The following is a 13,276-nucleotide window of genomic DNA, read 5'->3' on the forward strand; positions in this document are numbered from 1 at the left end:
CGAAAAAGATGATCCAAAATATGGATTTGATGTACTAAAAGAAAGATACATTAACATGTTTGAGGCTGGAATAATTGATCCAACTAAAGTTACAAGAAGTGCACTTCAAAATGCTGCGTCGATTGCTTCCATGCTTCTAACAACAGAAGTTTTAGTAGCAGAAGAACCAAAAGAAGAAAAAGGTCCAGAAATGCCAGCAACACCAGATATGTACTAAATTTAGACAGTAATAAAAACAGGCGTGCCATTGTATATGGCACGTTTTTTTATGGTATAATAAAATAGTAAGTTTCACTAACAAAAAATGGGGTGAAAGATTTGGCTGTAGTTTCCATATTATCAGGTTTAATTAGTATGGTGATATCTATAAAATTGATAAAAAAAGTCCATTGGGCTATTCTTATTGCAACAATTGTAACCGCACTAGTTTCTTTGAATTTGAATTATATTGGTAGTAGTTTCCTAGAAACTATTACACAAAGCGATTTTTACGAAGTGATTGTTGTTATCTTTGGAATATATCTACTATCGGATACTATGAAGGCAACTGGAAACTCACAGAAGTTTGCCAAAAACATAAGAACATTATTCAATTCAAGACAGGCAGTAGGATTGATGCCTATGATGCTGGGATTACTACCCATGCCGGGAGGAGCTATGTTCACTGCACCGATGGTTAAAGATATAGCTGATGAAAGCAACATTAATAGAGTTGAAGCTACGGCAATGAACTATTGGTTCAGGCACAGTATGGAATTTTTTTGGATACTGTATCCAGCATTAATTTTAGAAAGTGCTCTCACGGGAATAAGTTTAACAAAATTATTGTTAATACAACTTCCCATAGGATTATTTGCAATTATTGGTGGTTGGATCTACTTCAAAAATGGTAAAATCAGTCTAAAAAGAGACAAAAAATTATGGAAAGAACTTTTTGAATCTATACTCCCAATATTAATTATAATCGTTGGAGTAATTGCTTCTTTACCTGGTTGGCTTGTTGTTTTAACGGTATCTTTAATATATACTTTTTATCATAAAAACTACAAAGATCTACTAAATATAAGATGGGAAACTGTGTTGTTGCTATTGTTTGTTTTTTGGTACAAAAATTTTGTAACTGTGTCAAATTTATCCAACGATTTTGTAGACAATCTAACTACGTGGGGAGTAAGTCCATGGTGGATAATAATGATCTCTCCGATTATTATAGGATTGATAACTGGAATAACTCAGGCAGGTTTTGCGGTTACAATGCCGATAGCTTTGTCGTTCGTTGAAGCGGGAGTTATTTCTTTGGTGCCGGTTGCGATAACCACATATTTTTTCTCTGTATTGGGGGTTCTTCTATCACCTGTTCATCTCTGTCTTTTACTTACATCAAAATATTTTGAAGTCGATATGTTTAGTGTAATAAAAAAAATAATCATTCCCATTTTTTGTGCTATAATAGGATATCTTGTAGTAATGCTACTTTTCATCTTTTGATCAAAAGGCGGAGGAATTAACATGAAAAAACGTTTTATACTTTTCTTAGTAGTGATTCTTGTTTTTTCAAGTATAGTTACCGCTGAAGATACAGTAACTGAACCAAGTACCAAGACAACTATGTTCACACTAAATTTAGATGATTTAAGCAGAAACCTTGTTAAGAATAATACCAATTCTTATCTGGATATAATTTCTAATTTCTTAACTACATATGATTATTACTTTCTTGTTGCAACACCCGTGGTGGGATACACAGTTGGTTATCTTACAAACGATTATACACTAAAAAAGGTATCTGAAGAAGCTATTATATCTTCCGTTATTAGCGGAGGAATAACCTTGCTAACAAAAATTGTCGTTGGAAGAGAAAGACCTTATGCTGAAGACGGTTCATTCTCATTCAATCCGTTTGCTTCCCTTACTCAAGGGGCGACTTATACCTCTTTTCCTTCGGGACATTCAACAATAGCCTGGTCGGTATACACTCCATATGCGAAAGAATATAGTTGGTGGATTTATATTATACCATCAACTATATCGTTTTCTCGCATCTATGAAGATGTGCATTGGCTCTCGGACGTGGTAGCTGGTTCTTTCCTGGGGTATTATACTGCGTCTTATGTCTATTATTTTTAAGTTAATTATTTTTGCTTTTTAGATAATCTTGATACTTCTTCCAATCATTCAAAAATCTTTCAAGACCTATATCCGTCATGGGATGTTTGAACATTTTCTCAAGTACTTCAAAAGGCATAGTAACAACATCTGCTCCAATCAGACCAGCTTCCAAAACATGCTGAGGATGTCTAACACTAGCCACGATAATTTTTGTCTCATATCCGTAATTGCTGAAGATAACTTCAATTTCTTCTACTATATCCATTCCGGTGTTTCCTATGTCATCCATTCTACCAATGAAAGGACTCACGTATGTAGCTCCTGCCTTGGCTGCAAGAAGAGCTTGTAAAGGGCTAAAAACTAAAGTTGCATTGGTCTTAATACCTTCTTTGGATAAAGTTTTTATCGCTTTAATTCCATCAGGGATCAAAGGTATTTTAACTACCACAAATTCACTTAACTTTGCTATTTCCCTCGCTTCTTTTACCATTCCTTCGTAATCGGTGGATACCACTTCGGCACTTACCGGTCCTTTTACAGTTTCACAAATTTCCTTGATCCTTTCTTCAAATACGGCATTCTCTTTTGAAACCAACGTAGGATTAGTTGTCACGCCGTCAACTATTCCCCAAGCAACACCTTTTCTGATTTCTTCTATGTTTGCAGTGTCTAAAAAAATTTCCATTCTTAAATTTCCCTCCCTACTTTGAGTTTTGTCATAACAATTATAGCATAATCAATTCTTCAATTTCTTTAAGATTATTTTATCCCCACTTTTAACGAACAAACCTTCTTTTTGCATCTTTGAAAATACCCTCGATAGAGAAGGCCTTGTTACACCAAATAAATTAGCTAACTCTTCTAAAGTTAGAGGTATAGTTAACTCGCTGGATTTATTTTGCTGATGGTAAAGATTTAAAAGATACATTGTAATCTTTTCTCTGATTGTATGAAAAGAATTCGCCCGTAATTTTGCAGTTACGAACTGAAACTTTTCGCCTATATCTTCAAGAAAAGAGAGTAAAAGAGCCTTGTTACCTTGAAACAATCTTATCAAATCTCCTTTTTCAATATATAGAATAGCAACATCTTTAACCGCTAAAACATCAACAGGTAGTAAGTTATCTTTTGAAAATAACAAGGCAGAAGCTAAAATCTCCGGAGATTTTATCCTTTCTACTTCTAAAATTTTCCCATTAAAATCAACCATTTCTGTGATAACTTCTCCATCGATTAAGATCATTAAATTTTCAACTTTTTCCCCAGAAGTATGGATAAGGGAACCTTTTGAAAAATTTTTAATTGAATAGCGAACATTACCAAAAATTTTCATCAATTCGGCTTTTGAAAAATTTTTAAATATCTTTAATTTACCTAGTCTATCAATATAGTTATCCACGATTCAATCACCTCAAAATTTTTAAAAAACAACGTGCGTAACATTTGTTACTGACAAAATTACTCCGATTTAATTATACTTAAAATGAAAGGGAATTCAAAATTCTTTAAATAAAGAAAAGTTTAAGTGTCAAGACAAATAAAATCTTAGTAAGGAGGAAAAAAGCGAATGGAGATGTTTTGTTATCAATGTCAAGAAACCTTAAGAAATGAGGGTTGTGTGGCTCAAGGTGTATGTGGAAAAAGTCCAGAAACTTCAAACTTGCAGGATCTATTGATTTATATACTAAAAGGGATTTCCTATTGGGCTAATAAAGCAAGAGAATTGGACGTAGAAGATGAAAGTATTGACCTTTTTGTGGCAGAAGGCTTGTTTGTAACAATAACTAATGTTAATTTTGATGTAAAAAGAATAGCTAGATACATTGATAAAGCACTAGATAAAAGAAGAATTATAGAAAATAAATTCAAAGAAGTTTATGAAAGAAAATACAACGAAAAATTTCAGGAAAAAGTACCTGATGCCGCAGTATGGAATCCTAAGGATAACAATGAAGACGAATACTTAAATAAAGCTGTTGAAGTAGGTGTTTTATCGGAATCAGACGAGGATATAAGATCGCTTAAGAACTTTCTTGTAATTGGTTTAAAGGGAGTGGCTGCTTACACCGATCATGCCTATATCTTAAAACACTTCAACGAAGATATACTTGCATTCATCGAAAAGACTTTAGCGGAAACCCTACGTGAAGATATCACCGTTGATGAATTAATAAATTTAGTACTGAAAGTTGGCGAATATGGGGTAAACGCTATGGCTTTACTAGATGAGGCAAATACTTCGACCTTTGGAAATCCTGAAATAACCCAAGTTTACACAGGGACATACGAAACACCCGCTATTCTAGTCAGTGGTCATGATCTTTTGGATCTGTATGAAATTTTAGAACAAACTAAAGGTAAAGGAATCAAAGTATATACCCACGGAGAAATGCTACCGGCAAACGCCTATCCCGAATTAAAAAAGTACGAACATTTAGCCGGTAATTTTGGAGGTTCTTGGTGGAAGCAACAACAAGAGTTTGAAGATTTTGGTGGAGCTGTAGTAATGACAACGAATTGTATTCAAAAGCCAAGAAATTCCTACAAAGACAGAATTTTCACAACCGGACTTGTGGGATGGCCAGGGGTTCAACATATACCAAATAGAAAAAAGAATGGTCAAAAAGATTTTGCTCCTGTAATACAAAAAGCACTCGAAATTGGCCCCATCAAAAAAAGAGATGGAAAAACTATAACCATTGGATTTGCTCATGAACAAACAGCTAAAGTTGCTGATAAAATTGTCGAGGCAGTAAAATCTGGTAAAATAACCAAATTTTACGTCATGGGTGGTTGTGATGGAAGAAACAAAGATCGTGAATACTACACTAATTTTGCCAAAAATCTTCCAAAAAGCACCGTTATTTTAACCGCTGGTTGTGCCAAGTACAGGTACAATATGCTTGATTTAGGGGATATTGATGGAATACCAAGGGTTATAGATGCAGGGCAATGTAATGATTCTTATTCTTTAGTTTTAACGGCCTTAAAATTGAAAGAAGCATTCGATTTAAAGGATATAAACGAACTACCCATTGAATACAACATAGCTTGGTACGAGCAGAAAGCCGTAACTGTTTTATTATCATTGTTATATATGGGAGTAAAGGGAATAAGATTAGGTCCAACACTACCGGCCTTTCTATCACCAAATGTTTTGGAGACGGTTGCAAAAACTTTTGATATAAAAACTATATAAATAATTTTTCGTATAAAAGGCGTCCAATTTTTGGCGCCTTTTTTCTTAATTATTACAATTACTGAGACAAATACAAGTTCCAACAGGAATAAATATGATATAATATAAAAGGAAGGATTGCTAACTTTTTATAGGAGGGATAGAAGTGAATTTAAGTAATGCTCAATACTTAGAGATTTTAAACCATTCTCTTTCATCAGGGGGAGAGTATTCAGAAATCTTCTATGAAGATTTTTACGGTACCTCGATTGTTTACGATAACGGTAAAATTGAAAAAATCAATTTTTCAAGTAGAAAAGGTGCAAGTATAAGAGTTGTATCAGCTGAAGAAACGATTTTTGCTCATACTAATGATCCCACGTACGAGAATCTTATGAGTCTTGCTGAGACTTTGAGAAAGAATGCAAGCGAAAGATTTAGTTCTAATGATATCGTAAGGGTTGAAGAATTGAAAGAGGCAGAAAAGAGGGATTTTGCACCCTTTGAAATACCTTTTGACAATGTAGAAGTAGAACAAAAAGTAGAAAAGGTTATTAAAGGTGTAGAATTACTAAAAAATGCTGATAAACGTATCAAACAGATCACCGTTTCCTATGCAGATAGTAGTCGAAAGGTAAAAATAGTGAATTCAGAAGGAAAAATAGTTGAGGATATCAGAAATTATCCACGTTATGCTGCTATAATATTTGCACAAGACGAAGAAAGGAATCTGTTTAGAGGTTATTCTTCCGATGGAGCAAACATGGGATTTGAATTTTTTACAGATGAGATGATAGAAAAAGTAACAAAAGATGCCGTCAGACAAGTAGTTTCACAAATAGAAGGAGTGGATGCTCCTGCAGGTGAATTCACCGTTGTTTTGTCCTCTGAAGCTGGAGGAACCATGATACATGAAGCATGTGGACATGGTATGGAAGCAGACTTGGTACTTTCTGGTTCTGTGTACAGAGAAAAAGTTGGAAAGAAAATCGCTTCTCAAAAGATTACCGTTGTAGACGACGGAACAGATAAAAACAAAAGAGGAACACTTAATTACGATGATGAAGGAACACCTACCCAGAGGACTATTTTAATCGAAAACGGGGTATTAAAAGGATACATGCACTCAAAAATAACTGCCAAAAAATTCGGTGTCGAACCCACAGGTAACGGTAGAAGGGAATCTTATATGGTTCTACCTATCGTTAGGATGAGAAACACGATGATCTTACCAGGAGAAGATAATCCGGAAGATATAATTAAATCTGTAAAATACGGTATATTTGTTAGAAAGATGGGTGGGGGACAAGTGGATGTAATAAGTGGTGATTTCCAATTCGGTGTTGATGAAGGTTATATTATAGAAAATGGTGAAATAAAACAATCCGTTCGTGGGGCCAGCTTAGTTGGTAATGGATTAAAAGTCTTAGAAAGCATAGATATGGTTGGTAATGATTTGGGATATGGTGTTGGGACCTGTGGCAAAGACGGTCAAGGGGCTCCAGTTTCAGATGCTCAACCTACTATAAGAATACCGAAGTTAATAGTTGGAGGAATAGTAAAAGGGGGTAACAATTAATGACTAATATAAAATCAATTATAGAAAAATCCATGAAAGAGATAAAAGATAAAGGTCTTAAAGGACAAATAAATGTGTTTTCCACTGAAAGTAAGAATGCTTCTTTCAGTAACGGGAAATTAGAACAGTTAACTGAAGGAGAAAAGGGAGCAGCAGGTATCAAAGTTATTTCTTCCGATGGAAGAACAGCCACATCTTCATCTAATATTTTAACAGAAGAAGGTATAATGCAAGCAGTTGAAAAAGCAATTGAAATGACTAAATATACAGAAAAAGATGATGCAAACGACATCTCAAATGATGAAGAGTTCACATACATAGATTGGGCTTTCGATGCAGACACAAAGGATATGAATTTACATGAGGTTATGAAATTAGCTCAAGAACTAGAAAAAAAAGCAAAAAGTGAAGATGAAAGGATAAAATTTGTCCGTGGTGCTGAGTATGAAACCGCTTTAACAAGGATTCATTTTGGCAATACGAATGGTTTATACAAAAACGCTTTGTTTACTAACGCTGCTAGTTCGATTAGTTTAGCCGCAATTGAAGGAGAAGATTCCTCATTTGGTTTTGATTATCAATTATCTCAAAGCTACAGGCTTATAGACATAGACCGCATTGTAAAAAATTCTGTAGAAATGGCGGTATCAGGTTTAAAATCAGAGGTTTTAAGTTCAGGTAGATACGATATTGTCATGAGTCCTTTTGCTTCTAGTATGTTTTTAGGTACATTGATAACCCCTTTGTCGGGGGAAAATGTTTACAAAGGCAAATCTTTTTTGAAAGATAAATTAGGTGAGAAAGTAGCCAATTCATCGGTTACCCTGATACATGATCCAATGAATGGTTCTGCACCAATCATAGCCTCCTTTGACAATGAAGGAACTAATACTTCAAGATTCAACGTTATAGAAAATGGGATCCTAAAAGGATTCTTACATAACATATATTCTGCAAAAAAGTTGGGGGCAAAGCCAACTGGTAACAGTTTCGCATCGGTAGAATCTCCCAATCCTTCCATTGGAACGATAAACCTTCATTTTATCGCAAACAAGACAAGAAAAGATATTTTGAATGTTCCAAAGGCTCTATATGTTACCAACATAATGGGTATGCATACCGCCGATCCGGTTTCCGGAAGATTCTCTGTTCAAATAAGTGGAAGATTAATTGAAAACGGAGAGTTTGTAAGAAGTTTTAGAGGGATGACCTTAGCTGGAACGTTGGAAGAGTTGTTGAATAATTTAGAGTATATAGGTTCTGATTTCAAGTATTTGGGTTCGGTAGCGGGTTCTACTATATTAATAAGGGATTTAAGCGTGGGCGGTAAATAGTAGATAAAGATAAAAGAAGTGTAAAAAGGAGTATAAGGCGTTTAATCGCTTCTGAAAGCGTTTAAACGCCTTTTTTTCGTTTTAATTGGGAATTATCTGGTTTGAGAAAGAAGGCATAATGTTGTAAGATATAATTGATAATGAAAAAAATTTCACACATCCCTGGAATTTCAATGCAAGGAGGTTTTTAAATTGTACAAAGTAGGCATTTGGGGTTTTGGAGCAATGGGTAGTGGTATAGCAAAAAATATATTAAGTAAGAAAAATCTAAAATTGGTTGGTGTTCACGATCTTCGGAAGGAATATATTGAAAAAGATGTTGGAGAGTTATTGGGGTTAGGAAAAATTGGAATAAAGGTTTACGTTGATCCTATAACAATGGTTAAGCAAACTGATCCCGATCTTGTTGTAATCGCTACCAACTCTTTTATTTCGGTGGTGAAAGATCAAATCATTTCTATATTGAAAGAAAACAAAAACGTAATTACCATTGCTGAAGAGATGGCTTTTCCTTTTTCAAAGGATCCAAAAGCTGCAAATGAAATTGACGAGGTTGCTAAGAATCATAATGTATCGGTTTTAGGGACTGGTGTAAATCCAGGTTTTGTCCTTGATACACTAATTATAACGTTGACAGGAATATGTTTGAATGTGCAGAGAATTAAGGCTTCCAGAATTAATGATCTTTCGCCTTTTGGACCAACGGTTATGGAAACACAAGGTGTTGGAACAACACCTGAAGAGTTTGAAGAAGGAATAAAAAACGGAAAGATAGTTGGTCATATAGGGTTTGAACAGTCAATACACATGATAGCCAAGGCTTTAGGATGGGAAATTGATCGCATCGAGCAAAAAAGAGAACCTATCATTTCTAACGTCTTGAGAGAAACAAAGTATGTTAGGGTTCAACCAGGGATGGTAGCAGGGTGTAATCATACTGCAAAGGCCTTTTATAAAAATGAACTTTTGATAGAACTTGAACATCCTCAGCAAGTACATCCTGAATTAGAAAAGGTTCAAACAGGAGATTATATAACAATTCATGGGGATCCTGATATCTCAATGTCTATAAATCCTGAAATACCGGGTGGCAAAGGTACCATTGCCATAGCCACCAATATGATTCCATCTGTAGTTGAAGCTCAGCCTGGTTTGTTAACTATGGTGGATTTACCAATACCAAGGGCTTTACTTGCAGAGGTTCGTTGAAGGAGGTCAGATTTATGGAGATAAAAAAAGGCGAATGGGTTCAAATTCATTACATTGCTTTAAATCCAGAAGAAAGAGTTTCACATTTGCCGGAAGATACCAAAAAAGTACCTTTTGAGCTTCGAATAAAAGGATTTTTGGAAGATGAAAAGGCTGAAATAGGCGATATCGTAACCATTAGAACCCCTATTGGGAGATTAGTTAAAGGAAAATTGGAAAAAGTTAATCCTAGATATGAGCATAACTTTGGAGAACCTATTCCCGAATTATTAAAAGTTAACAAGGATGATTTGTTGGATGGTGAAAAAAATGGATAAATCTTACAAAGCGGTAATGGAAAGACAGATAGAGATCATCAAAAAATCTGTAGGACTTGATTACACTAAATATGAAATAGAAGGAATCGCATTTGATTACGAAAAGATGATGAATGAGTCAGGATTTTCAATTGAAGAAATTGAAAAGATTCAAAAAGAAACAGGTGTTGGGGGCACTCCCCTTGTTGAACTAAAAAACATAAACAGGTTGATTAAAAAATTGTCTGATAAAGGGAAAGGTGCAAGGATCTTCGTTAAGGACGAACAAACCAACCCATCCGGTTCTTTCAAAGATAGAAGGGCTTCTATAAGTGTATATATGGCAAAAAAATTAGGGTATGAAGGCGTTATAGCAGCAACAAGTGGTAATTATGGCGCTGCTGTAGCTTCTCAAGCAGCTAAAAGAGGTTTAAGATCTATTATAATTCAAGAATGTTTCGATTCTAGAGGAGTTGGTCAGCCTGAAATCTTGGAAAAAGAAAGGTCGTGTGCTGCTTATGGAAGCGAAGTTGTCCAAGTAAGTGTAGGACCAGAATTATTTTATTATACCCTTCTTCTTCTTGAAGAAACAGGATTTTTTAATGCATCGCTTTACTCACCTTACGGCATTGCTGGAATAGAAACGTTGGGAGTGGAGATAGCTAATCAAACCAAAGAATTGACAGGGAAATTCCCCGACGTTGTTGTAAGTACCCATGCAGGAGGAGGTTTGACCACTGGAACGGCAAGAGGGTTAAAAAAGGTTGGGGCTTATTCAACTAAGATTGTTGGTGCAAGCGTTGATTTAAGAGGCTTACATATGGCTTCCGATAAAGATTTCAATAGAAAGTCTTTCACTACAGGACACACTGGATTTGGGATCCCGTTTGCGGTCTTTCCTGACAGATCTGATGTTCCGAGGAATGCGGCAAGGGTATTGAGGTATATGGACAGATATGTTCTTGTAACTCAAGGGGAAGTCTTTTATATGACTGAATTACTCGCAAAACTTGAAGGACTACAAAGGGGACCTGCTGGTAATACCTCGTTGGTTGCAGCTTTTGCTTTGGCAAGGGAAATGAATGAAGATGAAATAATCGTTGTAAACGAAACAGAATACACAGGAGCAGGAAAGTTACCAACTGCCCAACTCACTTTTGCCAAAGAAAATGGGATTCAAGTAATATCAGGTGATCCAATAAAAGATGATAAACCAGGGGAAAGAATTGTGATACCTGAAGATCCTTCACAAATAGGTTATATTGAAATTCCAATGTCTCAATTGAAAGAATCGTATATAAACCAGCTTATAAAAAGACTAGGAAAAACCGATTTTACTCAAAAAGAAATCGAATTCATATCAGAAGAAATAAGAGAAGATGAGGAGTCGGTAGTAAACTTGATTAAAAAGGTAAGGGAGGAGTCTTTATGAAAGAAAGAGCCGATAACTTTCAGGAAAGGTCAAAGAAACTTCAAAACATGACTGATGAGGAATTAGACAATTATTTTTGGAAATTAGTTGAAAAGGTAGTAGATCCCTTAGTAAATTTGGCGGAAACACATACCTCTCCTTCTATAGAAAGGTCTGTCTTGATGAGAATGGGGTTTAATTCCCTTCAGGCAAAGGCGTTGGTTGATAAGATTGTACAAGAAAATTTATTATCAAAAGGAGCAGGGAATGTGGTTTACAAAATTGCAAAACAAAAAAATATCGGAATAATGGAGGCAGGCGAGGCATTATTAAACGGTCGTTTTTGGGATGATGTTGAGAATATCTTTAGAGGTGGTGATACAAGTGAAACTTCAACCAAATGAAAGGATCAACATAGAAGAGATTTTAAATGATTTGGAACATTACACACCAAGAAGAAAGGGATGGACTTGGAGAAAAAAATTACCTGAAGGAACTAAAAAAAGCGATTTTAATTACTATGAGATAAGTGAGGATCTAAAAAACTCAATTCCTCTTCCTGCAGCTCATTACTTTGATAACTTAGACCCACAACCAGACACGGTGATAACATCAGAAATCGCTTCAGGAAGATTTGAGGAAGATGTTAGAAGAATGCGCATGGCTGCCTGGCACGGAGCAGATCATATAATGGTCATAAGAACACTTGGGCAAAGCCATATAGACGGTCTTATAGAAGGAACCCCTGAAGGTATTGGTGGGATACCAATAACGAGAAAACAGTTGAGGGCAACTAGAAAAGCACTTGATTTAATTGAAGACGAAGTAGGTAGACCAATAAACTTTCACAGTTATGTTTCAGGTGTAGCTGGCCCTGAAATAGCCGTGTTGTTTGCAGAAGAGGGGGTTAATGGAGCTCACCAGGATCCACAGTACAATATTTTGTACAGAGGTATCAATCCAATAAGATCTTTTGTGGATGCCGCAGTTGCTAAAAAAGTGATGGCTTGGGCGAATATACTCCAAATAGATGGTGCCCATAACGCGAACGCTTCTGCTAAAAAAGCTAGAAACGTGATGCCTGAACTTTTGGTCCAACATGCTATAAACTCTCTATTTTCATTAAAAGTAGGCATGAAAAAAGAAAATATCGCTCTATCAACCGTTCCGCCTGTAGTTTCACCTTCTCCTGAGTTCAGAATCAACTTGGTCTACGCAATTACATTGAGAGAACTATTTAAAGGTTACAAGTTCAGAGCTCAAATGAACACAAGGTACATTGAATCTGATTTATTCGATGCCACAAGGATTCATGTTTTAAATACCCTCATTTCTCGGTTAACTTCAGCAGACATTCAATCAACTATTACTCCCGATGAAGGTAGAAATGTTCCTTGGCACGTTAATTCTATAAGAGGTGTAGAAACCGCTAAACACACCTTGATATCAGCGGATAATATTAAACAATACCTCAAAATCGATGAAGAAAAAGTTAGAAAAGAAGTAAGAGAATTGAAGATGCGAGCTATATTGATGCTCGAAGAAATAATAGAAATGGGTGGATATTTTGAGGCCTTGGAAAACGGTATGTTTGTAGATAACGGGTACTATCCTGAAAGGGCAGGAGACGGAATAGCCAGAAAAAAGAATGGAGAAATAGCGGCAGGTTCTGTAGTACCAAGGGATAAAGATTATATAGCCCCCGTTTGTGAACATTTTGGATACAACGCCTTGCCTGAAGGATTAGATAAACCTTGCGATTTAATCGGTGGATGTACCTTACATAATAGAAAAAAGATTCAATTTATTGACGAGTTAGATGAGAGTGATAACGTTGAAAAAAGATTGCAAGAAATAAAAGAATACAAAGAAAATAATCTTATAAAACCAGAAGTTGAATGGAGTTATGATGGTTGGATACAACTGGACATGACCATCCCTGAATCTGAAGAATACGCAAAGGCAGCAGCGGTCGAAATATGTAAAAAAATGGGACTCGAAGATATTCATGTTATTCATTCTGCCGTTTTACATCCATCAGAAGGGACTTATCTTGAATTGAAGGCAAAGGTACCTTTTTTTGTTAAAAAGGATGAATTAGAACTTCCCAAAAAGAATGATGTGATGAGTGATGAAGAGCTTTTTGAATTTTTTGGTAAA

General features: G+C 35.5%; 13 protein-coding genes. 11 read left to right on the forward strand and 2 right to left on the reverse strand.

The genetic code is table 11. The features are described 5' to 3' along the window. The 3 genes from AA81_RS07980 to AA81_RS07990 form a co-directional block, all read left to right on the forward strand. Window positions 1-217: TCP-1/cpn60 chaperonin family protein (locus tag AA81_RS07980; protein WP_281256297.1), on the forward strand; the 217-nt coding region annotated here is incomplete at its 5' end. Between the two features lie 92 nt (window positions 218-309). Beyond that, window positions 310-1,488 (forward strand): DUF401 family protein, encoded by a 1,179-nt coding sequence (locus AA81_RS07985; RefSeq protein WP_245863532.1) that lies wholly within the window; start codon window positions 310-312, stop codon window positions 1,486-1,488. Window positions 1,489-1,509: 21 nt separating this feature from the next. Next, a complete protein-coding gene (locus AA81_RS07990; protein ID WP_103079063.1) occupies window positions 1,510-2,127 on the forward strand; it encodes a phosphatase PAP2 family protein in 618 nt (205 codons plus the stop codon). Window position 2,128: 1 nt separating this feature from the next. On the opposite strand, the gene fsa is transcribed toward AA81_RS07990, so the two are convergent. After that, a complete protein-coding gene (gene fsa, locus AA81_RS07995; protein WP_103077692.1) occupies window positions 2,129-2,794 on the reverse strand; it encodes a fructose-6-phosphate aldolase in 666 nt (221 codons plus the stop codon). A 51-nt stretch (window positions 2,795-2,845) separates the two neighbouring features. Then, a complete protein-coding gene (locus AA81_RS08000; RefSeq protein ID WP_103079064.1) occupies window positions 2,846-3,508 on the reverse strand; it encodes a Crp/Fnr family transcriptional regulator in 663 nt (220 codons plus the stop codon). Between the two features lie 168 nt (window positions 3,509-3,676). Between AA81_RS08000 and hcp the strand changes: the two genes are divergently transcribed. From hcp to oraE, 8 genes are all read left to right on the forward strand, one after another. After that, a complete protein-coding gene (gene hcp / locus AA81_RS08005; RefSeq protein ID WP_211292680.1) occupies window positions 3,677-5,308 on the forward strand; it encodes a hydroxylamine reductase in 1,632 nt (543 codons plus the stop codon). Between the two features lie 145 nt (window positions 5,309-5,453). Then, complete coding sequence (locus AA81_RS08010; RefSeq protein WP_169999692.1) at window positions 5,454-6,866, forward strand: TldD/PmbA family protein; 1,413 nt, start codon at window positions 5,454-5,456, stop codon at window positions 6,864-6,866. Continuing rightward, on the forward strand, window positions 6,866-8,200 hold the full coding sequence (locus tag AA81_RS08015) for a TldD/PmbA family protein (RefSeq protein WP_103898737.1): 1,335 nt from the start codon (window positions 6,866-6,868) through the stop codon (window positions 8,198-8,200). The genes AA81_RS08010 and AA81_RS08015 overlap by 1 nt, the downstream gene beginning before the upstream one ends. A 192-nt stretch (window positions 8,201-8,392) precedes the next feature. Continuing rightward, a complete protein-coding gene (gene ord, locus AA81_RS08020) occupies window positions 8,393-9,409 on the forward strand; it encodes a 2,4-diaminopentanoate dehydrogenase (RefSeq protein ID WP_103898738.1) in 1,017 nt (338 codons plus the stop codon). Window positions 9,410-9,423: 14 nt separating this feature from the next. Continuing rightward, the gene (ortA, locus tag AA81_RS08025) at window positions 9,424-9,726 is read left to right on the forward strand and encodes a 2-amino-4-oxopentanoate thiolase subunit OrtA (RefSeq protein ID WP_103077699.1); all 303 of its coding nucleotides are present in this window, start codon (window positions 9,424-9,426) and stop codon (window positions 9,724-9,726) included. Next, entirely contained in the window at window positions 9,719-11,137 is a 1,419-nt protein-coding gene (gene ortB, locus AA81_RS08030) for a 2-amino-4-oxopentanoate thiolase subunit OrtB (RefSeq protein ID WP_103898741.1), read from the forward strand. The genes ortA and ortB overlap by 8 nt, the downstream gene beginning before the upstream one ends. After that, on the forward strand, window positions 11,134-11,520 hold the full coding sequence (locus AA81_RS08035; RefSeq protein WP_103898739.1) for an ornithine aminomutase subunit alpha: 387 nt from the start codon (window positions 11,134-11,136) through the stop codon (window positions 11,518-11,520). Before ortB ends, AA81_RS08035 begins: the two co-directional genes overlap by 4 nt. Further along, window positions 11,468-13,276, forward strand: a 1,809-nt coding sequence (gene oraE, locus AA81_RS08040; protein ID WP_103898742.1) for a D-ornithine 4,5-aminomutase subunit OraE, incomplete at its 3' end; no start/stop codon positions are given. The genes AA81_RS08035 and oraE, both read left to right, overlap by 53 nt.

The organism is Petrotoga halophila DSM 16923, from assembly GCF_002924615.1.